General features: G+C 73.5%; 27 protein-coding genes. 15 read left to right on the plus strand and 12 right to left on the minus strand.

Annotated features, from left to right (window positions below; all coding sequences use genetic code 11):
- Window positions 1-37 precede the first annotated feature (37 nt).
- The gene (gene dtd, locus O7612_RS09170) at window positions 38-460 is read right to left on the minus strand and encodes a D-aminoacyl-tRNA deacylase (protein ID WP_282272211.1); all 423 of its coding nucleotides are present in this window, start codon (window positions 458-460) and stop codon (window positions 38-40) included.
- The gene (locus tag O7612_RS09175; protein ID WP_282272212.1) at window positions 460-1,944 is read right to left on the minus strand and encodes a methyltransferase; all 1,485 of its coding nucleotides are present in this window, start codon (window positions 1,942-1,944) and stop codon (window positions 460-462) included. Before O7612_RS09175 ends, dtd begins: the two co-directional genes overlap by 1 nt.
- 189 nt (window positions 1,945-2,133) lie before the next feature.
- On the opposite strand from O7612_RS09175, the gene O7612_RS09180 reads away from it, so the two are divergent.
- The gene (locus tag O7612_RS09180) at window positions 2,134-3,357 is read left to right on the plus strand and encodes a S8 family peptidase (protein ID WP_282272214.1); all 1,224 of its coding nucleotides are present in this window, start codon (window positions 2,134-2,136) and stop codon (window positions 3,355-3,357) included.
- Window positions 3,358-3,527: 170 nt separating this feature from the next.
- Window positions 3,528-4,118 (plus strand): HhH-GPD-type base excision DNA repair protein, encoded by a 591-nt coding sequence (locus O7612_RS09185; RefSeq protein WP_282272216.1) that lies wholly within the window; start codon window positions 3,528-3,530, stop codon window positions 4,116-4,118.
- Between the two features lie 84 nt (window positions 4,119-4,202).
- Here the strand turns inward: O7612_RS09185 and O7612_RS09190 are convergent, their stop codons facing one another.
- Both O7612_RS09190 and O7612_RS09195 read right to left on the minus strand, forming a co-directional pair.
- On the minus strand, window positions 4,203-4,514 hold the full coding sequence (locus O7612_RS09190; protein ID WP_282272218.1) for a hypothetical protein: 312 nt from the start codon (window positions 4,512-4,514) through the stop codon (window positions 4,203-4,205).
- Window positions 4,515-4,527: 13 nt separating this feature from the next.
- A complete protein-coding gene (locus O7612_RS09195; protein WP_282272220.1) occupies window positions 4,528-4,815 on the minus strand; it encodes a hypothetical protein in 288 nt (95 codons plus the stop codon).
- A gap of 103 nt (window positions 4,816-4,918) precedes the next feature.
- On the opposite strand from O7612_RS09195, the gene O7612_RS09200 reads away from it, so the two are divergent.
- Window positions 4,919-5,278: a DUF3099 domain-containing protein gene (locus tag O7612_RS09200; RefSeq protein ID WP_172898388.1), complete on the plus strand. Its 360-nt coding sequence runs from the start codon at window positions 4,919-4,921 to the stop codon at window positions 5,276-5,278.
- 41 nt (window positions 5,279-5,319) lie between these two features.
- On the opposite strand, the gene O7612_RS09205 is transcribed toward O7612_RS09200, so the two are convergent.
- Both O7612_RS09205 and O7612_RS09210 read right to left on the minus strand, forming a co-directional pair.
- Window positions 5,320-6,234: a carbohydrate kinase family protein gene (locus O7612_RS09205; protein ID WP_282272222.1), complete on the minus strand. Its 915-nt coding sequence runs from the start codon at window positions 6,232-6,234 to the stop codon at window positions 5,320-5,322.
- A complete protein-coding gene (locus O7612_RS09210; RefSeq protein WP_282272224.1) occupies window positions 6,231-7,157 on the minus strand; it encodes a pseudouridine-5'-phosphate glycosidase in 927 nt (308 codons plus the stop codon). The genes O7612_RS09205 and O7612_RS09210 overlap by 4 nt, the downstream gene beginning before the upstream one ends.
- Before the next feature lie 84 nt (window positions 7,158-7,241).
- On the opposite strand from O7612_RS09210, the gene O7612_RS09215 reads away from it, so the two are divergent.
- The 3 genes from O7612_RS09215 to O7612_RS09225 all read left to right on the plus strand — a co-directional run bounded on the left by O7612_RS09215 (window position 7,242) and on the right by O7612_RS09225 (window position 10,057).
- Window positions 7,242-7,466 (plus strand): DUF3039 domain-containing protein, encoded by a 225-nt coding sequence (locus O7612_RS09215; RefSeq protein ID WP_176739083.1) that lies wholly within the window; start codon window positions 7,242-7,244, stop codon window positions 7,464-7,466.
- Between the two features lie 42 nt (window positions 7,467-7,508).
- The gene (locus tag O7612_RS09220; RefSeq protein WP_282272226.1) at window positions 7,509-8,159 is read left to right on the plus strand and encodes a trimeric intracellular cation channel family protein; all 651 of its coding nucleotides are present in this window, start codon (window positions 7,509-7,511) and stop codon (window positions 8,157-8,159) included.
- A gap of 164 nt (window positions 8,160-8,323) precedes the next feature.
- On the plus strand, window positions 8,324-10,057 hold the full coding sequence (locus tag O7612_RS09225) for a DEAD/DEAH box helicase (RefSeq protein ID WP_282272229.1): 1,734 nt from the start codon (window positions 8,324-8,326) through the stop codon (window positions 10,055-10,057).
- Window positions 10,058-10,160: 103 nt separating this feature from the next.
- On the opposite strand, the gene O7612_RS09230 is transcribed toward O7612_RS09225, so the two are convergent.
- A complete protein-coding gene (locus tag O7612_RS09230) occupies window positions 10,161-10,394 on the minus strand; it encodes a hypothetical protein (RefSeq protein WP_067313888.1) in 234 nt (77 codons plus the stop codon).
- A 248-nt stretch (window positions 10,395-10,642) separates the two neighbouring features.
- Window positions 10,643-12,244 carry an RNA polymerase sigma factor gene (locus O7612_RS09235; protein ID WP_282272232.1) on the minus strand — a complete coding sequence of 534 codons (1,602 nt, stop codon included), beginning with the start codon at window positions 12,242-12,244 and terminating at the stop codon, window positions 10,643-10,645.
- 469 nt (window positions 12,245-12,713) lie between these two features.
- Here O7612_RS09235 and O7612_RS09240 point away from each other — a divergent pair, with 469 nt between their 5' ends.
- Complete coding sequence (locus tag O7612_RS09240; RefSeq protein ID WP_282272234.1) at window positions 12,714-13,535, plus strand: inositol monophosphatase family protein; 822 nt, start codon at window positions 12,714-12,716, stop codon at window positions 13,533-13,535.
- Window positions 13,536-13,681: 146 nt separating this feature from the next.
- Here O7612_RS09240 and O7612_RS09245 read toward each other — a convergent pair whose 3' ends face one another.
- On the minus strand, window positions 13,682-14,197 hold the full coding sequence (locus O7612_RS09245) for a LytR C-terminal domain-containing protein (protein WP_282273855.1): 516 nt from the start codon (window positions 14,195-14,197) through the stop codon (window positions 13,682-13,684).
- Window positions 14,198-14,627: 430 nt separating this feature from the next.
- On the opposite strand from O7612_RS09245, the gene O7612_RS09250 reads away from it, so the two are divergent.
- Window positions 14,628-14,924 carry a DUF4193 domain-containing protein gene (locus tag O7612_RS09250; RefSeq protein ID WP_067315205.1) on the plus strand — a complete coding sequence of 99 codons (297 nt, stop codon included), beginning with the start codon at window positions 14,628-14,630 and terminating at the stop codon, window positions 14,922-14,924.
- Between the two features lie 659 nt (window positions 14,925-15,583).
- The gene (locus O7612_RS09255; protein WP_282273856.1) at window positions 15,584-16,369 is read left to right on the plus strand and encodes a hypothetical protein; all 786 of its coding nucleotides are present in this window, start codon (window positions 15,584-15,586) and stop codon (window positions 16,367-16,369) included.
- 30 nt (window positions 16,370-16,399) lie between these two features.
- Here the strand turns inward: O7612_RS09255 and O7612_RS09260 are convergent, their stop codons facing one another.
- On the minus strand, window positions 16,400-16,894 hold the full coding sequence (locus O7612_RS09260) for a DUF3093 domain-containing protein (protein ID WP_282272236.1): 495 nt from the start codon (window positions 16,892-16,894) through the stop codon (window positions 16,400-16,402).
- Between the two features lie 43 nt (window positions 16,895-16,937).
- Between O7612_RS09260 and dut the strand changes: the two genes are divergently transcribed.
- From dut to O7612_RS09280, 4 genes are all read left to right on the plus strand, one after another.
- The gene (gene dut / locus O7612_RS09265; protein WP_282272238.1) at window positions 16,938-17,504 is read left to right on the plus strand and encodes a dUTP diphosphatase; all 567 of its coding nucleotides are present in this window, start codon (window positions 16,938-16,940) and stop codon (window positions 17,502-17,504) included.
- Window positions 17,505-17,529: 25 nt separating this feature from the next.
- Window positions 17,530-18,171 (plus strand): DUF3710 domain-containing protein, encoded by a 642-nt coding sequence (locus O7612_RS09270; protein ID WP_282272240.1) that lies wholly within the window; start codon window positions 17,530-17,532, stop codon window positions 18,169-18,171.
- A 357-nt stretch (window positions 18,172-18,528) separates the two neighbouring features.
- Window positions 18,529-18,909 carry an OB-fold nucleic acid binding domain-containing protein gene (locus O7612_RS09275; protein ID WP_282272242.1) on the plus strand — a complete coding sequence of 127 codons (381 nt, stop codon included), beginning with the start codon at window positions 18,529-18,531 and terminating at the stop codon, window positions 18,907-18,909.
- The gene (locus tag O7612_RS09280; protein ID WP_282272244.1) at window positions 18,906-19,589 is read left to right on the plus strand and encodes a DUF3159 domain-containing protein; all 684 of its coding nucleotides are present in this window, start codon (window positions 18,906-18,908) and stop codon (window positions 19,587-19,589) included. The genes O7612_RS09275 and O7612_RS09280 overlap by 4 nt, the downstream gene beginning before the upstream one ends.
- Before the next feature lie 64 nt (window positions 19,590-19,653).
- On the opposite strand, the gene O7612_RS09285 is transcribed toward O7612_RS09280, so the two are convergent.
- Together O7612_RS09285 and O7612_RS09290 are read right to left on the minus strand one after the other, a co-directional pair.
- Window positions 19,654-20,343 carry a TrkA family potassium uptake protein gene (locus O7612_RS09285; RefSeq protein WP_282272246.1) on the minus strand — a complete coding sequence of 230 codons (690 nt, stop codon included), beginning with the start codon at window positions 20,341-20,343 and terminating at the stop codon, window positions 19,654-19,656.
- Window positions 20,344-20,345: 2 nt separating this feature from the next.
- Entirely contained in the window at window positions 20,346-21,011 is a 666-nt protein-coding gene (locus O7612_RS09290) for a TrkA family potassium uptake protein (protein ID WP_282272248.1), read from the minus strand.
- A 161-nt stretch (window positions 21,012-21,172) separates the two neighbouring features.
- On the opposite strand from O7612_RS09290, the gene O7612_RS09295 reads away from it, so the two are divergent.
- A complete protein-coding gene (locus O7612_RS09295; RefSeq protein WP_282272250.1) occupies window positions 21,173-23,248 on the plus strand; it encodes an APC family permease in 2,076 nt (691 codons plus the stop codon).
- Window positions 23,249-23,364: 116 nt separating this feature from the next.
- Entirely contained in the window at window positions 23,365-24,804 is a 1,440-nt protein-coding gene (locus O7612_RS09300) for a TRAM domain-containing protein (protein WP_282272254.1), read from the plus strand.
- Window positions 24,805-24,815: the final 11 nt, after the last annotated feature.

The raw sequence follows: 24,815 nt of genomic DNA on the forward strand, positions 1-24,815 counted from the left end.
CATCAACCTCTTGATCACCGGGGCGGGGCGGGGGCTGTCAGAGGTCCAGGAGAAGGGTTCGGGGGCCCACGTTGGTGCTCTCGACCAGCATGTGGGTGCGGAAGCGGCCGGTCGCGACCGTCGCGCCCCGGTCGCGGAGCGCCTCGATCATGGCGGCGACCAGGGGTTCGGCCACCTCGGCTGGGGCGGCGGCGAGCCAGCTCGGGCGGCGACCCTTGCGGGTGTCGCCGTACAGGGTGAACTGGCTGACCACCAGGATCGGGGCGCCGATGTCGGCGGCGCTGCGCTCGTCGTCGAGGATGCGCAGCTCGTGCACCTTGCGGGCCATCGTCCGGGCCAGCTCGGGGGTGTCGGTGTGGGTGACACCCAGCAGCACCAGCAGGCCGTCGGTGATCGCGCCGACCACCTCGCCGTCGACGGTGACGCTGGCCCGGGCGACCGTCTGCACCACCGCCCGCATCAGTCGGCCACCGGCTCGACGATGCCCCGCTCGACCAGCCGGGCCACGATCGGGCCGGCCGCCTCGGCCAGCTCGTCGACGGTGACGTCGTGCGCGGCGGCGAGCAGGGCGAGCTGGTCACGCAGTGGCAACCGTCCGTCGCAGCCACCGACCAGGGCCAGCACCAGCGGATCGATCTCCTCGCTCCAGCGCAGCCCGTGCGGCATCGTCAGGACCTGCCGGTCCACCGCCCACCCCTCGTCACCGATCGTCGCCTCCTGGCGCAGTTGCAGCCCGTCGGCCGCCCGGTAGCGGGTGTCGAGCAGGCCGTCGACACCCCGGGCGCGCAGGAAGTCCTGCCGGTCGAACCAGCCGGCCACCTGGTCGCCCAGCGGCGGTTCGACCCGCTGCCGCAGGTCCTCCACCCGTACGGTCGGGTCGGCGTGACCACCCCGGCGCAGTGAGACGATGCCGAAGCCGATCGCTTCGATCTTGTGCGCGTCGAACCAGTCCAGCCAGGCCGCCGCCCGGTGCGGGTCGGCCGCCTCGCCGACGTCGGTCAGCCACAGGTGCACGTACGCCATCGGGTCGGCGACCTCGCGCTGGATGACCCAGGCGTCCAGCCCGGTGCCGGCGAACCAACCGGTCACCCGCTCCGCCCAGTCCTCCCCGGCGACGTGCACCCAGTTGGCCAGGTACTGCATGGTGCCACCCTCGGTGAGCAGGCCTGGTGCGGCGGCGGCCAGCTCGGCGCCGATCGCGTCGCCCACCCGGCCGGAGTCCCGGTAGACGTGGGTGGTGGTGCCCGGCCCGACCACGAACGGCGGGTTGCTGACCACCAGGTCGAACCGCCGGCCGGCCACCGGGGCGACCAGGTCGCCGCGTAGCAGTTCCCAGTCCTGCCCGTTCAGGGCGGCGGTGGTGGCGGCGAAGCGCAGCGCCCGCTGCGACACGTCGGTGGCGGTGACCCGCCGGGCGTGGGTGGCCAGGTGCAGGGCCTGCACGCCGGACCCGGTGCCCAGGTCCAGCGCGGTGTCCACCGGGCGGCGGACGGTCGCCCCGATCAGGGTCTGGGTGGCCCCGCCGATGCCGAGCACGTGTTCGCTGTGCAGGGGGCGACCCGGGCGGGCGCTGGCCGGCACGTCGGCGAGCACCCACCAGGCGTCCCCGTAGGGCTCCAGGTCCACCCCGGCGCGCAGGCCGTCGCCGTACGGCTCGACCAGCCCGGCGGCGACGGCCTCGGCCAGGTCGAGCGGGGCGAGTGCGGCGGCCACCGCCGCTTCGGGCTCGATCTGGTCGCAGATGAACACCCGGATCAGGGTGGCCAACGGATCCCGGTCTGCGGTGGCGCGCAGCGCGGCCCGGAAGTCGTTGCGGGCCACCCCACCGGTGGCCTGCGGGCCGAGCCGGCCGGCGATGCCGTTGGCGGTGAAGTCGGCGCTGGTGAGCGCGGTGCGCAGCGCGTCGACGCCGGCGGGGGAGAGCAGCATGTCGTGTCGGTCCACCTCGCCATCCTGCCTGGCGCGGGGCTGTCCGGTGGCGGCCACCCGGGACATCCATAACACCAGCTCAATCCTCCAGCCATTATCTCTTTTACGTCTGTCGATGTCTGGTTAGCATTCCCTCAACATCAGTCGATGGGACGTTTCGGACGGCCCCGCCTGTCCGTGCGTACCCGGTAGGGAGTTCAGACGATGTCCGACGTGTCCGTCCCCCGGCGTCGCGCGATCCGCGCGGTCGCCGTCGCGGCCGCCGCCGCGGCCTTCTCCGTGGCCGCCGGTGCCCCCGCCCTCGCCGCCCCCACCGGTCAGATCCGCTACGCCTCCTCCCCCGACGCGATCAGCGGCAGCTACCTGGTGGTGCTCAAGGGTGAGGCCGTCGGCGCCGCCAACAGCCGCGCCGCCCGGACCGCCGTGCCCGACCGGGCCGCCAGCCTCACCAAGCGGTACGGCGGAAAGGTCGCCGACGTGTACAGCGCCGCGCTCACCGGCTTCAGCGCGAAGATGAGCGCCGGCCAGGCCCGCCGGCTCGCCGCCGACCCGTCGGTGGCCTACGTCGAGCAGGACCGGGTGATGACCGTCCAGGCGACCCAGACCAACCCGCCGTCCTGGGGCCTGGACCGCATCGACCAGCGCAACCTGCCGCTGAACTCCAGCTACACCTACCCGACCACGGCCACCAACGTGCGGGCCTACATCATCGACACCGGCATCCGGACCACCCACACCGACTTCGGTGGGCGGGCCACCTGGGGCACCAACGCGGTCGACTCCAACAACACCGACTGCAACGGTCACGGCACGCACGTCGCCGGCACCGTCGGCGGTTCCAGCTACGGTGTCGCCAAGGGCGTCCGGCTGGTCGCGGTGAAGGTGCTCAACTGCCGAGGTCGCGGCAGCACCACCGCCGTGGTCAACGGCATCAACTGGGTGACCGCCAACGCGGTCAAGCCGGCGGTGGCCAACATGAGCCTCGGCGGCGGGGCCAGCACCGCCATCGACAACGCGGTGGCCAGCTCGATCAGCTCGGGCATCACGTACGCGCTGGCGGCCGGCAACTCCAACGCCGACGCCTGCAACTCCTCGCCGGCACGGGTCGCCTCGGCGATCACGGTGGGCGCCACCACCAGCACCGACGCGCGGGCCTCCTACTCCAACTACGGTTCCTGCGTCGACCTGTTCGCGCCGGGCTCGCGCATCACCTCGTCGTGGAACACCAACGACAGCGCCACCAACACGATCGACGGCACCTCGATGGCGTCCCCGCACGTCGCCGGTGCCGCCGCCCTGGTCCTGTCGGCCAACCCCTCCTACACCCCGGCGCAGGTCGCCAGCTCGCTGACCAGCAGTGCCACCCCCAACGTGGTGACCAGCCCCGGCTCGGGCTCGCCGAACCGGCTGCTCTTCGTCGTGAACTGACCCCCTACGCCACGGCCGGCCCGGTGGACACCCGCGGTGTCCACCGGGCCGCGTCGCGTCCGCCTGCCTCCGGCGGCGCCCGCGTGGCACCGACCGCTGCCCGGCCCTGCCGGCGCGGCGGCTGGTCGGAGTTCCGTGGGCCGGGCGGGCCGGGCGGGCAGGATGGGGGCATGACGCTCTCGCTGCCCATCGACGGCGAGGCCAACCGGCTGCTGGAACGCAGCCCGCTGGCCCTGCTGACGGGGATGCTGCTGGACCAGCAGGTGCCGATGGAGAAGGCATTCTCGTCCCCGTACGTGCTCGCCCAGCGGCTGGGTCACGACCCGGACGCGCGGGAGTTGGCCGACTACGATCCGGCCGCGCTGGTGGCGGTCTTCGCCGGCCCGCCCGCGCTGCACCGCTTCCCAAAGGCGATGGCCGGCCGGGTACGGGAGCTGTGCCGGATCCTGGTCGACCGGTACGACGGCGACGCCGGCCGGCTCTGGGCGGACGTCGCCAACGGGCGGGAGTTGCTGCGCCGGATCGCCGACCTGCCCGGCTTCGGCACCCAGAAGGCGCAGATCTTCGTGGCGCTGCTCGGCAAGCGGTACCGGGTCCGTCCCGCCGGCTGGCGGGAGGCCGCCGGCGGTTACGGCGACCCGGACACGTACCGGTCGGTCGCCGACGTCACCGACGCGGAGTCGCTGCGCCGGGTCCGCGAGTACAAGCAGCAGGCCAAGGCTGCGGCGAAGGCCGACCGGCGGGCCGGGGCCGACCGGTAGGCCGGGGTCGACCAGCGGGCCAGGGGTCGACCAGCGGGCCGGGCCGACTGGTAGGCCGGGGTCGGCGCGGGTCGGGCGGTGGGGTCAGGCGGCGGTGGGGCGGGAGAGCGAGGCGAGCGCCCGGCGGACGTCGGCGAGCGAGACGGTGGCCGAGTCGTCCAGGTCGGCCAGGCCGGCCTCGATCCACTGCCGCATCAGCGTGGTGACCCCGATGCCGCGGGCCTCCGCCGCCGACCGGACCCGCTCGTAGGTGTCCAGCGGCAGGCGTACCGAGCGGCTGACCATCGGCACGTCGGTGTCGGGGGCGGGCAGCTCCACCGGCTGACTGTCGTCGATCAACTCGACGAACGTGTCGTCGCCGTCGTGGAATCGCCTGATGGCCTCGTTACGGTTCATCGCCGTCGCCTCCTCATCGGCGCGTTCTCCGCACGGCCTCGTCGTAGCGTTTGGCCTCGACGTCGCTCAGCTCGCGGGCGGAGAGGACATCCCAGTCGTGGTCGGTGCCGTCGGCCTCGGCGAGCAGGACGGCCAGCCGTCGGCCGCGACGGCTCGCGGCGTAGACGACCGTCAGGTCCTCGCCGAGGTGCCGGATCACCCGGCGGGTGCTGTGCAGCGCCTCCCAGACTTCCCCGGAGGTGACGTCGTAGACCCGCAGGTTGGCCAACGCCTCGTCGGTGAAGCTGAACCGGCTGCCCACCGGCGGAGCGTACCACGAACGTAACACGCCGCCGGGGTACGTCGATTTTCGCTGATCAAGGTGGTGCGGTGACAGGATGGGGGGAATCCCCCTCAGGAGGTCCATGGTGAAGCGTCAGGCGTACCAGCCGATTCTGATCACCGACGCCTCGCGCAGCCAGGACGACCAGCTCACCAGCCGACAGAAGCGGTACGTGCTGATGATGGGCATCCGGGTGGCGTGTGTGATCGCCGGCGCGGTCCTGGTCGGCGTGCAGGCCCCATTGCTCTGGCTCTGGCTGCCGCTGGTGGCGCTGGGCATGATCCTCATCCCCTGGCTGGCGGTGCTGCTCGCCAACGACCGCCCGCCCAAGGAGGAGCACCGCCTCGCCAACAGGTTCCAGCCCCGTCACCGCGACGAGACGCCGCCGATGAGCCTCACCGCCGAGGAACGCCCGCACCGGATCATCGACGTCGAGCCCTGACGCTCGACCCGGCCGGCCACCCGGCCGCACGGACCGCCCCGCTACCCGGCCGCCGCCTCGGGCGTGGGGCGGGCACCCACCGTGGAGACCGCCAGGGCGCCGAGGTCGGCGGCCCGGGCCAGCGCGGCACGCGGTGTCGCGCCGGCCGTCCAGGCGGTGAGCAGACCCGCCGCGAAGGCGTCCCCGGCACCGGTCACGTCCACCACGGCGACCCGCAGCGAGGGGGTCACCCCGATCGTCTCCCGCCGGTCCACCCAGATCGCACCCGCCCCACCGCGCTTCACCACCACCCGCCGGGCCGCCGCCGACAGCGCCCGCGCCTGCGCCGCCGGGTCCAGCCCGCCGGCCAGCACCCCCGCCTCGTCCGCGTTGACCAGCAGCAGGTCGACGTCACGTACCCAGGACAGGAAGGCCGCCGCGCCGATCCGCCGTAGCGGGGCCGCGGAGGCCGCGTCGACGCTGGTGGTCAACCCCCGCTCGCGGGCGGCGGCCAACGCGCGCAGCCCGGCCGGTCGGGAGGCGGCGTCCAGCAGGCAGTACGCCGACAGGTGCAGGTGGGTGGCGTCGGGCGCGGCCGCCAGCGCCCGGTCGACATGGCCGGCGGTCAACCGCAGGTTGGCCCCCCGCTCGGTGACCATGGTCCGCTCGGCGGCGGTGGCCAGCACGATCACCGTGCCGGTGCTGGTCCGCGGGTGCACCTCGACCGCGCAGTCCACCCCGGCCCGTTCCAGCTCGGCCACCCGGTCCCGGCCGGCGCTGTCGTCGCCGATCGCGCCGACCAGCGTCACCGGGGCGTGCTGGGCGGCGATCCAGGCGGCGGTGTTCGCCGCCTGGCCGCCGCCGGTCACCCTGATCGCGGCCGGGGTGTCCGAGCCGCTGGCCAGCGCCCCGGCCAGCACCGCGATCACGTCGGTGATCAGGTCGCCGACCACCACGATCCGGCCCGGACCGGTCATGCCGTCCCGCGCCGGGCGGACGCGACCGCGATCCGCGCGGCCAGGTCGGCGTTCCGCAGGATGATCCGCACGTTGACCGCCAGGCTGGCGCCCTCGGTGGCCGAGTGGAAGTGGGCCAGCAGGAACGGGGTGACCGCCTTGCCGGTGACGCCGTCGCGGCCCAGCCGGGCCAGCCCCTCGGTCAGGGTCCGGTCGTGCAGCGCCGGGTCGAGCTGCTCGTCGACCGGCAGCGGGTTCGCCACGATCAACCCGCCCCGGTGTACGCCGTGCTGCTCCCGGGCGGCCAGCACCTCGGCGACCTGCTCGGGGGAGTCCACCGACCAGTCCAGGTCGAACCCGGCGTCGGTCAGGTAGAAACCGGGGAAGCGGCGGGTGCGGTAACCGACCACCCCGACGCCGAGGGTCTCCAGCCGCTCCAGGGTGGCCCCGACGTCGAGGATCGACTTGACCCCGGCGCAGACCACCGTGATCGGGGTGCGGGCCAGGGTGACCAGGTCGGCCGACTCGTCGAAGGTCTGCGCCGCCTCCCGGTGCACCCCGCCCAGTCCGCCGGTGGCGAAGACACCGATCCCCACGGCGGCGGCCACCGCGCTGGTGGCGGCCACCGTGGTGGCCCCGTCCGCGCCGGTGGCGGCGGCCACGGCGAGGTCACGGACGGAGAGCTTGGCCACCGGATCGACGGTGGCGAGGCGGGTCAGCTGGTCGTCGTCGAGGCCGACGACGAGTTCGCCGCCGACCATGCCGATGGTGGCGGGGACGGCGCCCGCGTCGCGTACCGTCTGCTCGATCTCCCGGGCGACGCGCAGGTTGTCCGGTCGGGGCAGACCGTGCGAGACGATGGTGCTCTCCAGGGCGACGACGGGACGGCCGTCGCGCAGGGCCTCGGCGACCGCGGTGCCGGGACGGATGTGGAAGGTGGTCACGTCGGCTACCGTAACGGGCCACCGTCGGGGTGGGCTGCGGTGGACCGGACCTGGTCGACCTGCCAAACTGGGGCTGTTGGAGGTGTGACTGTGAGTACAGAGGTTCTTGAGCGTCCGGAGTTGAAGGATGCCGACACCGGTCCCGAGATGTTCCATTACGTGCGCAAAGAGAAGATCGCCGAGAGTGCCGTGATGGGCACCTACGTGGTGGCGCTCTGCGGCGAGACGTTCCCGGTGACCAAGGCCGCCAAGCCCGGCTCCCCGGTCTGCCCGAAGTGCAAGGAGATCTACGACTCGTACCGCGAGTGATCCGGGGCGGCCCGGCGGGCCGCACCCGTACCCTTCGGCGGTGTGAACACCTCCACCGCCCTGCTCCTGGCCGACCTGACCGGGGTGGCCGTCTTCGCCGCCTCCGGGGCCTCCGCGGCGGTGGCCAAGCGGCTCGACCTGTTCGGCGTGGTGTTCGTCGGGTTCGTCGCGGCACTGGGCGGCGGGATCTTCCGGGACCTGGCCATCGACGAGGTCCCGCCGCTCGCCTTCGCCGACTGGCGGTACGCCGCCACCGCCGCGGTCACCGCCACCGCCGTGTTCTGGCTGCACCCGCAGCTCGCCCGGCTGCGGACCACCGTGCTGGTGCTCGACGCCGCCGGCCTGGCGCTGTTCACCGTCACCGGCACGCTCAAGGCGCTCGACGCCCGGGTGCCGGCGGTCGGCGCGGTGGTGATCGGCATGCTCACCGCGATCGGCGGCGGCCTCGGCCGGGACCTGCTCACCGCCGAGATCCCGGTGGTGCTGCGCCGGGAGATCTACGCCGTCGCCGCGCTTGCCGGATCGATCCTGGTGGTGCTGCTGACCGGCCTGGGGTACGCCGGGGTGGGCGGGCTGACCGCGGCGGCGCTGCTGGTCTTCGTCCTGCGCCTGGTGGCGCTGCGGCGGCGCTGGTCGGCCCCGGTGGCGACGATGCGTCCCCCGGAGACCGGCCTCGACCGCCCGCCGTCCTGACCAGGGGCGGTGCCGGTCGGCGTGGTGTCGGCTGGGGATGCCCGGGCCGGCTGGTTATGCTGGGCCGGCCTTCGCGGCATGCGGTGCGCGGAGGCGTTTTCATGGGCGGCGGTACCGTGGCCCTCGGCCCGGATCCGCCTCGTGCGGTCGGAGAGGAGCCTCGGGTGGCACCCCGGTTGCCGGCGTTGGAGACGTTCCCACCCCTGCGGGCCTGGCAGCGCAAGGCGATGGTGGAGTACCTGCGCCGTCGTACCGAAGACTTCACCGCCGTCGCCACCCCCGGCGCCGGCAAGACCACGTTCGCCCTGCGGATCGCCGCCGAGTTGCTGGTCGACGGCACCGTCGAGGCGGTCACCGTGGTCGCCCCGACCGAGCACCTGAAGACCCAGTGGGCGCAGGCCGCCGCCCGGGTCGGCATCCAGCTCGATTCGGCGTTCCGCAACGCCGACCTGCACTCCGCCGCCGACTTCCACGGCGCGGTCGTCACCTACGCCCAGGTCGGGATGGCCCCCCAGGTGCACCGGCGGCGCACCATGACCCGGCGCACCCTGGTCATCCTCGACGAGATCCACCACGCCGGGGACTCCCGCTCCTGGGGCGACGGGGTCAAGAACGCCTTCGAGCCCGCGGTACGTCGGCTGATGCTCACCGGGACGCCGTTCCGCTCCGACGACAACCCGATCCCGTTCGTCAGCTACGAGCGCGGCGGCGACGGGCTGCTGCGCTCCCGCGCCGACTCGGTCTACGGCTACTCCGACGCGCTGCGCGACGGTGTCGTGCGCCCGGTGCTGTTCCTGGCGTACTCGGGGGAGACCCGGTGGCGCACCAACGCCGGGGACGAGCTGGCGGCGCGGCTCGGCGAGCCGATGACCCAGGACCTGATCGCCCAGGCCTGGCGGACCGCCCTGGACCCGGCCGGGGACTGGATGCCGCAGGTGCTGCGGGCCGCCGACGCCCGGCTGACGGTGCTGCGCAACGCCGGGATGGCCGACGCCGGTGGGCTGATCATCGCCAGTGACCAGCAGACCGCCCGCTCGTACGCCAAGCTGATCGAGCAGGTGACCGGGGAGAAGGCCACCGTGGTGCTCTCCGACGACCAGGGGGCGTCCGCCCGGATCGCGACGTTCGCGGCGTCCACCCAGCGGTGGTTGGTGGCGGTCCGGATGGTCTCCGAGGGCGTCGACATCCCCCGGCTGGCGGTCGGGGTGTACGCCACCAGCGCCAGCACCCCGCTCTACTTCGCCCAGGCCATCGGCCGCTTCGTCCGGGCCCGACGCTCCGGCGAGACGGCCTCGGTCTTCGTGCCGAGCGTGCCGCACCTGCTCGGGCTGGCCAGCGAGATGGAGGCCGAGCGGGACCACGTGCTCGGCAAGCCCAAGGACCGGGAGGGCTTCGACGACGAGCTGCTGGAGCGCGCCCAGCGCGACGACCAGGCCAGTGGCGAGCTGGAGAAGCGGTTCACCGCGCTCTCCGCGACCGCCGAACTGGACCAGGTGATCTTCGACGGGGCGTCCTTCGGCACCGCCGCCCAGGCCGGCACCCCCGAGGAGGAGGAGTACCTCGGCCTGCCCGGCCTGCTCACCGCCGACCAGGTGTCGCAGCTGCTGACCAAACGTCAGGCCGACCAGCTCGCCGCGCAGCGCCGGCGGGCAGCCACCCGGGCCGCTGAGCCGGCCGCTACGGCCCCCGCCGCCCCCGCGGTACCTCTGAGTGCCGCCCAGCGCCGGGTGGGCCTACGGCGTCAACTGAACGCCCTGGTGGCCGCCCGGCACCACCGCACCGGTCTGCCCCACGGCAAGATCCACGCGGAACTCCGTCGGATCTGCGGCGGCCCGCCGAGCGCCCAGGCGACCATCGAACAACTCGAGGAACGCATAGCCACCCTCCAGACCCTCTGACGCCCCGGCCCGTCGGCTGCCGCCCCGCGCGGCTGGACGAAAAGCTGGCCGGAGGGATCCTGTGGATCCCTCCGGCCAGCTATGTCGTCGTACGGGTACGGATTCAGTTCGCCATCAGGTCGGCGCCACGCCAGGTGAACTCCGGGTCCGTCGCGAACTTCACCGTGATCTTCACGAGATCCTCGGCGTACTTGTTCGCGTGGTGCCCACAGAACACCAACTCGCTCCCACCCGCCAGAGTGATACGGAGCTTGCCGGCAGCATTGCAGCGGTCGCACCGTTCATCGGCGGCTGGGGGCGCCACCGTTGCGGGCGGCGGCGTGAGGGTCGGGGTCATCGCCTTCCTCCTCTGGTCGTCACCGATGAACACTCTCTTCGGTCGTTGCTCACTCATCGTGCAACACCCTTACCGGGCCCCGCCTTCCCAGTGTGCCCGCGGGGGACCGAGGTCACACCTGGCGGGAAGGACAGTGTGCCGTGCACCCAGGGTGCCACGTCAACGATCACAAACACGTATTGGACCGGCCAGCTTCGGGTGTTCTACGGCTGGTGATCAAACCGACACTACGGGTTGACGTGACCGGCTCAGTCCAGGTAGTCCCGAAGCACCTGCGAACGGGACGGGTGTCGGAGTTTGGACATCGTCTTGGACTCGATCTGCCGGATCCGCTCCCGGGTCACCCCGTAGACCTGGCCGATCTCGTCGAGGGTGCGCGGTTGGCCGTCGGTCAGGCCGAAGCGGAGCCGCACCACCCCCGCCTCCCGCTCGGAGAGCGTCTGCAGGACCTGCTGGAGCTGGTCCTGCAGCAGGGAGAACGAGACGGCGTCGACGGCGACGACGGCTTCCGAGTCCTCGATGAAGTCACCGAGCTGGCTGTCGCCCTCGTCGCCGATGGTCTGGTCGAGCGAGATCGGCTCCCGAGCGTACTGCTGGATCTCCAGCACCTTCTCGGGTGTGATGTCCATCTCCTTGGCCAGCTCCTCCGGGGTGGGCTCGCGGCCCAGGTCCTGGAGCAGCTCACGCTGGATGCGGCCGAGCTTGTTGATCACTTCGACCATGTGCACCGGGATACGGATGGTGCGGGCCTGGTCGGCCATCGCCCGGGTGATCGCCTGCCGGATCCACCAGGTGGCGTACGTGGAGAACTTGTAGCCCTTGGTGTAGTCGAACTTCTCGACCGCGCGGATCAGGCCGAGGTTGCCCTCCTGGATCAGGTCGAGGAAGGCCATCCCGCGCCCGGTGTACCGCTTGGCCAGCGAGACGACCAGTCGGAGGTTCGCCTCCAGCAGGTGGTTCTTGGCGCGCTCACCGTCCCGGGAGATCCAGAGCAGGTCGCGCTGCATGTCGCGGGTGAGCTTCTCCTCGCCCTCGTCGGCGGCCCGCAGCCGCTCGGCGGAGTAGAGGCCGGCCTCGATCCGCTTGGCCAGCTCGACCTCCTGCTCGGCGTTGAGCAGCGGGACCTTGCCGATCTGCTTGAGGTAGGCCCGGACCGAGTCGGCGGAGGCGGTGAGTTCGGCGTCCCGCCGGGCCTGCTTGAGCGCCTCGGACTCCTCGTCGTCCCACTCGAAGTCGTTGTCGGTGGCGGACGCGGCGGCGTCGGTCTCGGCGGCCCGGGTCAGCTCGGCCGGCTCCTCGACCACCACGTCCTCGATCTCGGCGGCCAGTTGCTCGGGGTCGATGTCCGCCTCGGCGCCCTCGCCCTTGGGCTTGGCGGCGGCCTTGCCGGCGTCGGCGACGGTCGCCTTGGTGGCCCGGGTGGACTTCGTCGCCTTGGCGGCCGGTGCGACGGCCTTGGCGGCCATCCCCGCGGGGGTGGCGGCCTTGCGGGGGGCCGCCTTGCGCGGGGCCGGCGCGGTGGCCTCCTCGGCGGCGGGGGCCTGCTTCGGGGCCGGTGTGGCCGCCTTCTTGGTGGTCTTGGCGGTGGTGGCCCGCGAGGCCGGGGTGGCCGAGCGCGCGGCGGCCACCCGACGGGGACGGGTGCTGGCGGAGCCGTCGACCACCACGGTCACGCCCGCCTCGGAGAGCGCCCGCAGGATCTTCTTGGCCTGGGCCGGGGTCACCTCGGCGGTCTCGACGGTGCGCGCGAGCTGGGCCGACGTCAACTGGCCGCCGGCGCTCTGGGCGTGGGCGATCAGGGTGTCGGTGAGCGAGCGAACGTCGGCGCCGGGCTGGCGGGGTTCTGTCACGAATGACCTTCCGGAGGCGAAGAGCGAGCACGGCCGGGGTCGTCCGGCGCAGCGTGGCGTGCCGTGCCGTGCGATGTCGTTGAGTGACCCCCGTGTCCCGGTCCGGCTGTGCGGCGGCGGTCCGTGGCGCGTGGGCAGGGTGAATTGTAACCCCGGTTGCCGCGATCATCCTGCGGCGCACGGCAACCGGTCGTCTGTACCGCCGGTTCGGTAGTTATGTCGGTTTTGTGGTTATCCTACCCGCCCGTTGCCCGTGCGCCCGTCCGGCGGGCCGTGGACACGTCGGGACCTGGCGGGACACGCGTCGCGCGCCCCGCCCGGCGCGTGCCTATGCTGTCCGGGCGAGATCCACGATGTGGCCCGCTGGGCGTGTCGTGCCGATTTCGGGGGAGGCGTCGGCTCGGCGTGCCTCGGGATCTCCGTCCGGTACGTCCGGTGCGCGCAGCTCGGTGCGAAAGGGGCAGCTTCCATGACCGGTTCCGTGCCGACCTCCCGGGAACTACTGGAGATCGCGGTCGGGGTGGCCCGGGACGCGGCCGGCACCGCGGCCCGGATGCGGGCCGAGGGGGTCTCCGTCGCGGCGACCAAGAGCACCGCCACCGACGTGGTCACCGCCGCCGACCGGGCGGTGGAGCGGCAGGTCCTGGAGGCCCTGCGCGCGGTCCGTCCGCAGGACGTGGTGCTCGGCGAGGAGTACGGGGGAGCGGCGGCCGGGTCGGTCGGGTCCGGCGTGGTCCGCTGGATCGTCGACCCGATCGACGGGACGGTGAACTACCTGTACGGGCTCCCGTACTGCGCGGTCTCCCTCGCCGCCGAGGTGGACGGGCAGGTGGTCGCCGGGGTGGTCCGCAACGTGGCGACCGGCGAGGAGTGGACCGCCACCGCGGGCGGCGGAGCCTGGCGTGACGGCGAACGACTGCGCTGCTCGACCGAGGTCGACCTGGGGCAGGCGCTGGTCGCCACCGGCTTCGGCTACGACCCCCGCCGCCGCCTGCACCAGGCCCGGGTGATCGCCGACCTGATCGCGGACGTCCGGGACATCCGACGGATGGGGGCGGCGGCGCTGGATCTCTGCCTGGCCGCCGAGGGGCGGGTCGACGCCTACTACGAGAAGGGGCTGGCCGCCTGGGACCTGGCCGCCGGGGGACTCGTCGCGGCGGAGGCCGGGCTGCGGGTGACCGGGCTGAACGGCCTGCCACCCGGCCCCGATCTGGTCATCGCGGCCCCGCCGGCGCTGTTCGCGGCGCTGCACAGCCGGCTGGCCGCCCTGGACGCCTCCGGCGGCCCCTGACCGCGCGGCCCGGCTGCGCGCCACCGGGCGGCGCTGCCCCCGACCGGCGGCGCTGCTGCTGGCGGTGATCCGCTACCGGCCTGGCCGGCGGGCCTTGGTCGGCCCTGCTGGCGGTGGTCCTCGGCCGGCCTGCCGCGTCGGGTCGGCTAGCGGTCCTCGACCGGCATCGGGCAGGAGCCCTCCGGGGCGACCGGCGCTCCCAGGTCACCGAGGGACTGGTTGACCTCGGTGGTGGTGGCCAACTGCTGGAAACCGTCGCCCAGCACCACGTCGACCGTGTCGTCCTGGCGCTTGGCGTCGTAGTCCCGTTCGGCGTTGTTGAGGAAGAACGCCCGCAGCAGGTGCGCGGAGCCGACCCCCTTGGGACCGAAGCGCAGCAGCGCGACGCCCTCGAAGTGCGCGCCGTTGCCCTGCTTCTTGACCTGGAACTTCCGGTTGCGGAAGTCGTCCGCCACGCTGCCGGCCAGGCCCGGCTCGTTGGTGCCGTTGAGGATGTTGATCTTGACATCCTTGTAGTTGCGCAGTGCCAGGTCGGCCAGCGGCCAGCCCTCCGGGCACCCCCGGGCGTTGGCCCCGCTGCCCTGGGTGTCACGGACCACGGCGACCACGACGAAGACCAGGGCGACGAGCGCCAGCAGGCCGACGACAACGAGTGCTCGCACTCGCGCAAAGCTCATCTGGGTGCTCCCGGACGGTGGGTGGTGGCGGCGAACGTCGGCGGCGGGCGGCGTCGTCGGCCGTCGAGTACGCCGCTGAGGTTAACGGTTGTCCGACGGACGCGTGGAAACAGTCCGACATGCCGGCGCGGCGACCGGGAACGGGGTAGTACTACCCCTATCTTCGTGTCGCCTGAGTCACATTGGGAACATCTTGGGGCGCTAGGGCGTACATCTCTGCCGCGAGGGCGGTATACATGCCTCGCCTGGGGGAGGGGTAAGGTACCGCGCTCGTCGGTGCTCGCTCCGAGGGCCTCGATCCGGAGGCCGTCGGGTCGGGCGACCGACAACATTGGTGGCCGGCCAGTGGGAACCGAAACAGCGTCGTCCGGCGTTACAACCGGAAGCGACAACATCGATATGGGAGAGTGAACCGATGGCCACCGACTACGACGCCCCGCGTCGCGACGAGGTCGACCTCGGCGAGGACAGCCTGGAAGAGCTCAAGGCCCGGCGGGTCGACTCACAGTCGGGTGCCGTGGACGTCGACGAGGCCGAGGTCGCCGAGAGCTTCGAGCTGCCCGGCGCCGACCTGGCCGACGAGGAGCTGACCGTGAAGGTCCTCCCGATGCAGCAGGACGAGTTCCGGTGCGGACGCTGCTTCCTGGTGCACCACCGCAGCCAGCTGGCGGTCGAGCGCAACGGCGACCTGATCTGCCGAGAGTGCGTCTGAGCACCTGCGTCCGAGTACCACCACACCCGGCGGCGGCCTCCTCGGGGGGCCGCCGCTGACCGAGCCGCCGTGCGGACACGGCGGGTTGCTGCTTGACTCGTGGTAGGAGTCCACCAGGGAGGTGGGAGCCGCGGGAGGGCAGGCGGATGAACGAGTACGGCGAGCGGCACGGCGGGTCCGACCCGGACGGTCCGGGGTCCGGAACCGGGCCGTCCGACACCGTCACCGGCAACGGTGCCCCGGCGGCGGACCGCTCCGCGCCGACACCTCCGGTGGCTCCCGCCGCCTCCGGCGTGCCCGGGGTCGCCGACGACCGACCGGAAACGACCGCGCGCCCCGCTGACGGCGTCCGTACGGACGTTGCGGCCCCGGACCCGACCGCGGGTGCCGAGGCGGTCCGGGTGGGCTCAGGCGGCGGCACAGGCACGCCGGACGCCGCCTCCGGGACCACCGCGCCCGACGGGTCACCGCACGGCACCCCGGACAGCCCCGGCAGCCCGCTCCCCTCCGACCCGCCCGGAACGCAGCGGGCCGAGGGCGCGGCACCGACCGGCGCGGAACAGGCCGGCGTCGAACGGGCCGGCACGGCACCGACCCGCGTCGAACCGGCCGGCACGGCACCGACCCGCGTCGAACCGGCCGGCACGGCACCGACCGGCGTGGAGCGGGAAGACGACGCGGACCCGGCCGAGCGCAGCGGTGACGAACTGGGCGCGACGGTGGCGGCCCTGACCGCCGACGACCTCGCGCCCGCCCGGCGTCGCCAACTGCTCACCCGACTGGTCGGGCAGGCCCGCAACCGGGGGCTCGCCGACCTGTTCAAGCCGAGGGCGGCGCTGCGCTGGATGACCGACGCGGTCGCCGACGTCGCGCCGCACATTCCGGTGCGCGACCTGGAGACGCTGCGACGGCACTTCCCCGGGCTGGACGACGAGGCGCTCGCCGACCGGCTGGTGCGCAACGCCACCCGGGCCACCGCCGGGGTCGGCGCGGCCGGTGGCGGGGTCGCCGCGGTGGAGTGGACCGTCGCCCCGACCCTGCTCTCCGCGCCGGTGCTGCTGGCCGCCGAGACGGTGGCCGTGGTGTCGATCGAGTTGAAGCTGATCGGCGAGCTGCACGAGATCTACGGGGCGCCGCTGCCCACCGGCGGAACCCCGCGGACGGTCGCCCTGGTCCAGTCCTGGGCCAGCCAGCGGGGCATCAACCCGATGGTGCCGGGCGTCGGGGTGAGCGCGGTGCTCGGCACCGCCGCCCGCAAGGAGCTGCGGGACACCCTGCTCAAGCGCTTCGGCCGTAACCTGACCACGCTGGGGCCGTTCCTCACCGGGGCGGCCGTGGCCAGCTACCTGAACCGCCGGGCCACCCGGACCCTCGCCGATCAACTCCGCCGCGACCTGCGCCGGCAACGCCGGGAGCTGCCCGGCGGCGGTACCGCCCTGCCCTGACGCCACCCCACCGCCCCCGGCTCGCCGCGTTCAGGGCGTGTCGCGGGCGGCCAGCAGGGCGGCGGCCAGCTCGGCCGGTCGGCGGGAACTCACCACCCAGAACGGGGTCGGGTCGTCCGGATCGTCGAGCACCACCTGCACCGCGCCGCCGATCCACGGCCGCTGCACCACGAAGGCCAGCGGGTCCGCGCCCACCCCCAGCACCTCGCGCCGGCCCTCGGCGTCGAGCGGGACCGCGTCGGCGACGTACCGCACGGGTAGGCGGGCGTCGTCCACCCGCAGCTCGGCCTCGTCGACCGCGACCCGGACTCGGCCCAGCCACCACAGCCCGGCCAGGGTGGCCGGCAGCAGCAGCACGAAGGGCAGCCAGGCCCGTACCCCGCCGGCACCCATCCAGACCTCGGCGGCGGCGAGCCCGGCGAGGGCCGCCCCGGCCAGCCAGCACCACCACGGCAGGCCGAGCCGCTCGGAGTACGCCGCCGCGGCGGGGGACCTCGGCGACGACGGGGAAGGCGACAGGCTCACACCTCGAAGGGTACGGAACCCGACGGGCGGTCGACCCGGCAGGATGGCGGGAGCACCCCGCGAACGTCGACGGAAGAGGCAGCCCGTGACCCATGTCGTACCCGTGCCCGTGCGGCAGCTCGACCCGGAGCTGCCACTACCCGCGTACGCCCATCCCGGTGACGCCGGTGCCGACCTGGTGGCCGCCGCGGACGTCGAGCTGCCCCCGGGCGGCCGGGCCCTGGTCCCCACCGGCGTGGCGCTGGCCCTGCCGGAGGGGTACGTCGGCCTGGTCCACCCGCGCTCGGGGCTGGCCGCCAGACTCGGCGTGACGGTGCTCAACGCGCCCGGTACGGTCGACGCCGGTTACCGGGGTGAGATTCTGGTCAACCTGATCAACCATGATCGGGGCGCACCGGCGAAGATCTCCCGTGGCGATCGCATCGCGCAACTCGTTGTCCAGCGGGTGGAGCGGGTCGATTTCCGGCCGGTGGCGGAGCTGCCCGGTTCCCGGCGGGGGGCCGGCGGGCACGGGTCGACCGGTGGCCACGCCGGGCTCGTGCCCCCGCCCGGCGGCCCGACCGGGGACGACGACCGGGCCGGCGAACGGACGGAAGAGGTGGCAGGGTGAGTGCGAACAGCGGAGGGTGGGCGCAGTGATCTTCTCCCGAAAGCGGGCCGACGGCGGGCGGCACGCCCGTGACCAGCGGGCCGACGGCCTGGACTCGTACGAGACCGCGGGTCCGACCCGTGGCCCGTACGACCTGTCCGAGGCGCCGGACGACGTACAGCGGCTCGACCTGGGCAGCCTGCACATCCCGGCGGTGCCCGGGGTCGAGGTGCGGGTGCAGGCCGACCCGCAGGGTGTCGTCCAGCAGGTGGTCCTGGTGCACGGGGAGAACGCCCTCCAGCTCGGCGTCTTCGCCGCACCCCGGTCCGAGGGGATCTGGGACGAGGTCCGCGAGGAGATCAGGCAGTCGCTGGTCGGCGACGGCGCGACCGTGCAGGAGGGCCAGGGCGAGTACGGCGTCGAGCTGCACGCCCGGGTACGTACCCCGGACGGCCCGACCGACCTGCGTTTCGTCGGCGTCGACGGGCCGCGCTGGATGGTCCGGGGCGTCTACCAGGGTGCCGCCGCCACCGATCCGGCCGCGGCCGGCCCGCTCGCCGTCTGCCTGGACGGCCTGGTGGTCGACCGGGGTCAGGAGGCGAAGCCGGTACGCGAGCCGCTGCCGCTGCGGCTGCCCCGGGAGATGGCCGAGCAGGCCGGGGACGACGCCACCTCCGGCGGGGCCTGACCGGGCGCCCCGGGCCGGACGGCGTCACCGCGGTGGCCCGTCCGGCCCGGGGTGCTGTCGGCGTCGTCCGGATTCCCCGGTCCGCTGTCCGGCTCGTCCGGATTCCCTGGTCCGCTGTCCGGCTCGTCCGGATCCCCTGGTCCGCCGTCCGGCTTCCGGCCCGGACCGTCGTGCGGTTTCCCGCCCGGTCTGCTGTCCGCCCTCGGGCGCGGCCGGTGCCGCCGGTCACGGCGGTGCGGACGTCACCGCATCGACCTGATCGGGCCGGATCGGCGTACGCTGGCGACACGGTCCCGTCCCGGGGCCGGGGCAGCACCGGTGCCGACCGGTCAGCGTGGAGAGGGTGACGCGGAGGTCATGTCGACCGACGAGAGCCGGATGTCGCTGCGGGGCATCCTGCGCCGGTTCACCGCCAGCGAGGCCGAGATCGAGGCGCGGGAGCTGCGCCGGGAGAGCGCCGAGTCCGGTGGTGTGCTGGCCCGGCAGTGCATGCGGGGGCAGGTGGTCTCGGTCGCCGGGCGGCTCCGCACGGTGGTCTACACGCCGCGTACCAACCTCCCCACCCTGGAGGCGGACCTCTACGACGGCAGTGACGTGGTCACCCTGGTCTGGTTGGGTCGGCGGCACATCGCCGGCATCGAGCCGGGCCGGCACCTGACCGCGCGGGGCCGGGTGGCCCTCCGGGACGACCGCAAGGTCATCTACAACCCGTACTACGAGCTGGAGTCGCCGAAGTGACGACGGGACAGCCCCCGGCCACCGAGCCGCAGATCACCCCGGCGGACGACGTACAGCTACCCAGCATGGCCGAGCAGATGGCCGAGCAGCTGGGCGGTTGGCGCGGGCTGGTCGAGTCCAGCATCCCGGTGGTGGTGTTCGTCCTGGCCAACGTGCTGGGGGAGCTGCGGCCGGCGGTGATCGCCTCGATCGGGGTGGCCGTGCTGATCGCGGTGGCGCGGCTGGTGCAGCGCCGTCCGGTCCGGCACGCCGTCAACGGACTCTTCGGGGTCGCGATCGGCGCGGCCATCGCCTGGCGTACCGGGGACGAACGGGACTTCTACCTCCCGGGCATCCTGTACGGGATCGGCTACGGCATCGTCCTGCTGCTCTCGGCGGCGATCCGGCAGCCCCTGGTGGGGTGGATCTGGTCGGTGCTGGTGGCCAAGGGGCGCTCCGAGTGGCGCGACAACCCCCGGCTGGTGCGCACCTTCACCCAGCTGACCGTGCTCTGGGGAGTGGTCTGGCTGGCCAAGGTCGGGGTGCAGGCCGGGCTCTACCTGGCCCACCAGGACACCGCGCTCGGGGTGGCCCGGCTCGCCCTGGGCTATCCGCCGTACGCGCTGCTGCTGTTGATCACGGTCTGGACGGTGCGCCGGGTGACCCGGGAACAGGCCACCCCGCCGCTGTCCGGCACCTGAGACCCGCGGCCGGGGCCGTCCGTCGCCCGCTACGTCAGCCGGTGGGCGTCCCGTCGTCCGCGGTTCAGCCGGTGGCCCGGGTCCGTTCCACGCTGTCCGGGCCGAGGATCACCGCGCGTACCTCGTCCTCCACCTGGGCGGTGCACACGAAGACCAGTTCGTCGCCGGCCTCGATCGGGTCGTCGGGGCTGGGCACCAGCACCCGCTTGCCGCGCAGGATCGCCACCAGCGCGGCGTCCCGGGGGAGCGGCACGGCGTGGATCGGCTGGCCGACGTAGGGCGCGCTCGGCGGCAGGGTGATCTCCACCAGGTTCGCCTCGCCCTGTCGGAACGTCATCAGCCGGACCAGGTCGCCGACGGTGACCGCCTCCTCGACCAGCGCGGCCATCACCCGGGGCTTGCTGACCGCCACGTCGACGCCCCACTGCTCGGTGAAGAGCCACTCGTTCTCGGCCCGGTTCACCCGGGCCACCACCCGGGGAACCGCGAACTCGGTCTTGGCCAGCAGGGACACCACCAGGTTGACCTTGTCGTCACCGGTGGCGGCGACCACCACGTCGCAGCCCGCGACGTTCGCCTCCTCCAGGCTGGCCAGCTCGCAGGCGTCGGCCAGCACCCAGTCGGCGGTGGGCACCCGGTCCGGACGCAGCATCCGGGGCTGCCGTTCGATCAGCATCACCTGGTGGCCGTTGTCGATCAGCTCCTGGGCGATCGACCGGCCCACGTTGCCGGCACCCGCGATGGCGATCCGCATGCTCAGTGCCCTCCTTCGGGCGGCGTCGCGGCCACCGCGGTGACCGGGGCGGCGATGTCGTCGGTGACCAGCACGTAGAGCTGGTCACCCTCCTGCACGACGCTGGACGCGGTGGGCAGCATGCCGATACCGAACCGGGTCAGGTACGCCACCCTGGTGCCGGCCGCCTCCTCCAGCTGGCGCAGCGGCCGACCGATCCAGTCCTTGTGCACCGGCACCTCGATGATCGACACGGTGCTGGTCGGATCCCGGAACATCTCCACGTTGCCCTCGGGGACCAGATGGCGCAGCATCCGGTCGGCCGTCCAGCGCACGGTGGCGACGGTGGGGATGCCGAGCCGCTCGTAGACCTGGGCCCGGCGCTGGTCGTAGATCCGGGCCGCGACCCGGGAGACACCGAACGTCTCGCGGGCCAACCGGGCCGAGATGATGTTGGAGTTGTCACCGCTGGACACGGCGGCGAAGGCGTCCGCCCGCTCGATGCCGGCCTGGCGCAGCACCTCGCCGTCGAAGCCGGCTCCGGTGACGGTGATCCCGGCGAAGTCGGGGCCGAGACGGCGGAACGCGTCGGCGTCCTGGTCGATCACCGCCACCGAGTGCCCCCGGGACTCCAGGCTGTAGGCCAGCGTCGAGCCGACCCGTCCACAGCCCATGATCACGACGTGCACGGTGTCCCTCCCATGGTGCGCCTGCCTGCCGGCGACTGTCGTCTGCGAGCCTGCCACGTCCGCCCCGCCACCGGGGGACCGAACCGTACCGCGCCGGGGCAGGGGAACGGGACCAGGCACCCCCCGGCGGCCACCATCCGGTGGTCGTACCCTTAGCGCTTGTGGCCAGTCCCACCTCGCTGCTGAAGCGACTCCTCCTCGGTCGACCGTTCCGGTCCGACCGGCTCCAGCACACCCTGCTGCCCAAGCGCATCGCCCTGCCGGTCTTCGCCTCCGACGCCCTGTCCAGCGTCGCGTACGCCCCGGACGAGATCCTGCTGACCCTCTCCATCGCCGGGGCGTCGGCGTTCCTGTTCTCCCCGTGGATCGCCCTCGCGGTGGTCGTGGTCATGCTGACCGTGGTGGCCAGCTACCGGCAGAACGTGCACGCCTACCCCTCCGGCGGCGGTGACTACGAGGTGGCCACGGTCAACCTCGGCCCCCGGGCCGGGCTGGCGGTGGCCAGCGCGTTGCTGGTCGACTACGTGCTGACCGTCGCCGTGTCGGTCTCCTCCGGGGTGGCCAACCTCGGCTCCGTGGTGCCCTTCGTGGCCACCCACAAGGTGCTGATCGCGGTCAGCGCGGTGGTGCTGCTGACCGCGATGAACCTGCGCGGGCTGCGCGAGTCCGGCACCGCGTTCGCCATCCCGACGTACGGCTTCGTGATCGTCATCGGCGGGATGATCCTCACCGGGCTGGTCCGGTACTTCGTCCTCGGCGACGACCTGCGCGCCCCCAGCGCCGGGCTGGAGATCCAGGCCGAGCACAGCGTCACCGGCTTCGCGCTGGTCTTCCTGCTGCTGCGGACGTTCTCCTCCGGCTGCGCCGCGCTGACCGGGGTCGAGGCGATCTCCAACGGGGTGCCGGCGTTCAAGGCCCCGAAGAGCCGCAACGCGGCCACCACGCTGCTGCTGCTCGGCAGCATCTCGGTGGCCATGCTGGTCGGCATCATCTGGCTGGCCCGGCTGACCGGCCTGCAGTTCGTCGAGGATCCGAGAACGCAGATCCTCTCCGGCCCCGAGGGGTACGTGCAGAAGACCGTCACCACCCAGCTCGGCGAGACCGTCTTCGGCGGTGGCTCGGTGCTGCTCTACGTGGTCGCCGGGATGACCGCGCTGATCCTCTTCCTCGCCGCGAACACCGCGTTCAACGGTTTCCCGGTGCTCGGCTCGATCCTCGCCCAGGACCGCTACCTGCCCCGGCAGCTGCACACCCGGGGCGACCGGCTGGCCTTCTCCAACGGCATCGTCTTCCTCGCCGTCTTCGCGATCGTGCTGATCGTGGGTTTCCAGGCCGAGGTGACCAAGCTGATCCAGCTCTACATCGTCGGCGTCTTCGTGTCGTTCACGCTCTCCCAGGCCGGCATGATCCGGCACTGGAACCGGCACCTGCGCACCGAGCGGGATCCGGAGGCCCGCCGCCGGATGTTCCGCTCCCGGGCGATCAACGCGTTCGGCATGGCGATGACCGGCACCGTGCTGGTCATCGTGCTGCTCACCAAGTTCCTGCTCGGCGCGTGGATCGCCATCGCCGCGATGGCGGTGATCTACCTGCTGATGCTGGCCATCCGCCGGCACTACGACCGGATCGCCGCCGAGCTGGAACCGACCGAGGTGCGCGGCGTGCTGCCTGCCCGCAACCACGCCATCGTGCTGGTCAGCAAGCTGCACCAACCGACCCTGCGGGCCATCGCGTACGCCCGCGCCACCCGGCCGGACACGCTCACCGCGGTCACCGTCAACGTGGACGAGAAGGACACCCGGCAGCTCCAGCAGGAGTGGGAGCGGCGCGAACTGCCGGTGCCGTTGACCGTGGTCGACTCGCCGTACCGGGAGATCACCCGGCCGATTCTGAACTTCGTGGCCAACACCCGCCGGGAGTCGCCCCGCGACGTGGTCACCGTCTTCATCCCCGAGTACGTCGTCGGCCACTGGTGGGAGAACCTGCTGCACAACCAGAGCGCCCTGCGGCTCAAGGGCCGGCTGCTCTTCGAGCCGGGCGTGATGGTGACCAGCGTGCCCTGGCAGCTGGCCTCCACCGCGACCAAGAACCTCGACCGGCTGGACGAGACGCTGAGCCGTACCCCCGCCCGGGGGCCCCGGGTCGCGCCGCGCAGCACCCTGCCGCCGCCTGTGCCGCCGGTGGTCGTCCCCACGTCGCCCGCCGAGCCCGACCCGTCGTCCGGAGACCGCCCGTGACCGCTCACCCCGGCCCCGCCCACCCCGTGACCACCGCCCGTTCCGGGTCGGCCGGCGTGACCACCGCCCGTTCCGGGTCGGCCGGCGTGACCACCGCTCGTTCCGGGTCGGCCGGCGTGACCACCGCCCGTTCCGGGTCGGCCGGCGGCGGTGACGCGGGGCAGGAGCGGCGGTCCGGGTTGGAGGAGGCCGAGCAGGTCGAGCTGACCGTCGACGCGGTCGCCCCCGGTGGGCACTGCGTGGCCCGGGTCGACGGCCAGGTGGTCTTCGTCCGGCACGCGCTGCCCGGTGAGCGGGTGGTCGCCGAGGTGACCGAGCTGCACCGGGGCTTCGCCCGCGCCGACGCCGTCGAGATCCTCGCGGCGTCACCGGACCGGGTCACCCCGCCCTGCGCGTACGCCCGACCGGGCGGGTGCGGTGGTTGCGACCTCCAGCACGTGAGCCCGGCCGCCCAGCTCGACTGGAAGACGGCCGTGGTCCGCGAGCAGTTGACCCGCCTCGGTGGGCTCACCGACGCCGAGGTCGACGGGCTGCGGGTCACCGTCCGGGCGCTGCCCGGCGGTCCGCTGGGCTGGCGGTCCCGGGTCCGGTACGCGGTCGACGCCGCCGGCCGGGCCGGGCTGCTCAAGCACCGCTCGCACGAGGTGGTGCCGATCGACCGCTGCCTGATCGCCCACCCGGTGATCCAGGCGCTGCCGGTGCTCGGGCGGCGCTGGCCGACGGCCGAGGCGGTGGCGACGGTGGCCTCGACCGGTGGCGACGTGGTCGTCACCACCCTCCCCGACGGGGTGTCCACCCGGCCCGACGTCCCGGCCCACCCGGCGGCTCTGCCGGACGGTCCGGCCGACCCGATGGCTCTGCCGGACGGTCCGGCCCACCCGATGGCTCTGCCGGACGTCCCGACCGACCCGGCGACTCCGGGCGACGGACCGGTGCCGGCTCCGGCGGACCGACCGGTGGCGGCTGCGCCCGACGGTTCGGTGGCGGTGCGGGAGAACGCCGCCGGTCGGGACTGGACGGTGCCGGCCGGCGGGTTCTGGCAGGTGCACCCGGCCGCCGCCGACACCCTGGTCGACGCGGTTCTCGACCTGCTCGCCCCGCGGCCCGGCGAGTCCGCCTGGGACCTCTACGGCGGGGCCGGCCTGTTCGCCGCCGCGCTCGCCGGCCGGGTCGGCCCGCAGGCCCGGGTCACCGTGGTCGAGTCCGCGGTCGAGGGGGTCGCCGCCGCCCGGCGGAACCTGGCCGACCTGCCCGGGGTCGAGGTGGTCGCCGCCCGGGTGGAGACCGCGCTGGCCCGTCGCCGGGTGACCGGCCCGGTCGACCTGGTGGTGCTCGACCCGCCGCGTACCGGGGCGGGTGCGGCCGTGGTCCGGCACCTGGTCGCCGCCGCTCCACGGGCGGTCGCCTACGTGGCCTGCGATCCGGCCGCGTTCGCCCGGGACGTGCGCACCTTCGGCCAGGCCGGCTGGCGGCTCGCCGCCCTGCGCGGCTACGACCTGTTCCCGATGACCCGGCACGTCGAACTGGTCGGCCTGTTCCTGCCCCCGACCGGCTGACCGACCCGGCG

This window comes from Micromonospora sp. WMMD987 (assembly GCF_029581435.1).
Taxonomy (GTDB): domain Bacteria; phylum Actinomycetota; class Actinomycetes; order Mycobacteriales; family Micromonosporaceae; genus Micromonospora; species Micromonospora rifamycinica.

Bases quoted from the DNA above. Each gene is read 5' to 3' on its own strand.
- O7612_RS09200 (WP_172898388.1), top strand. From the start codon at position 4,919: ATGGTGAAGCGTCAGGCGTACCAGCCGATTCTGATCACCGACGCCTCG.
- O7612_RS09190 (WP_282272218.1), bottom strand. From the start codon at position 4,514: ATGAACCGTAACGAGGCCATCAGGCGATTCCACGACGGCGACGACACG.
- O7612_RS09185 (WP_282272216.1), top strand. From the start codon at position 3,528: ATGACGCTCTCGCTGCCCATCGACGGCGAGGCCAACCGGCTGCTGGAA.
- O7612_RS09230 (WP_067313888.1), bottom strand. From the start codon at position 10,394: ATGACCCCGACCCTCACGCCGCCGCCCGCAACGGTGGCGCCCCCAGCC.
- O7612_RS09275 (WP_282272242.1), top strand. From the start codon at position 18,529: ATGTCGACCGACGAGAGCCGGATGTCGCTGCGGGGCATCCTGCGCCGG.
- dut (WP_282272238.1), top strand. From the start codon at position 16,938: ATGGCGGGAGCACCCCGCGAACGTCGACGGAAGAGGCAGCCCGTGACC.
- O7612_RS09180 (WP_282272214.1), top strand. From the start codon at position 2,134: ATGTCCGACGTGTCCGTCCCCCGGCGTCGCGCGATCCGCGCGGTCGCC.
- O7612_RS09250 (WP_067315205.1), top strand. From the start codon at position 14,628: ATGGCCACCGACTACGACGCCCCGCGTCGCGACGAGGTCGACCTCGGC.
- O7612_RS09240 (WP_282272234.1), top strand. From the start codon at position 12,714: ATGACCGGTTCCGTGCCGACCTCCCGGGAACTACTGGAGATCGCGGTC.
- O7612_RS09285 (WP_282272246.1), bottom strand. From the start codon at position 20,343: ATGCGGATCGCCATCGCGGGTGCCGGCAACGTGGGCCGGTCGATCGCC.
- dtd (WP_282272211.1), bottom strand. From the start codon at position 460: ATGCGGGCGGTGGTGCAGACGGTCGCCCGGGCCAGCGTCACCGTCGAC.
- O7612_RS09205 (WP_282272222.1), bottom strand. From the start codon at position 6,234: ATGACCGGTCCGGGCCGGATCGTGGTGGTCGGCGACCTGATCACCGAC.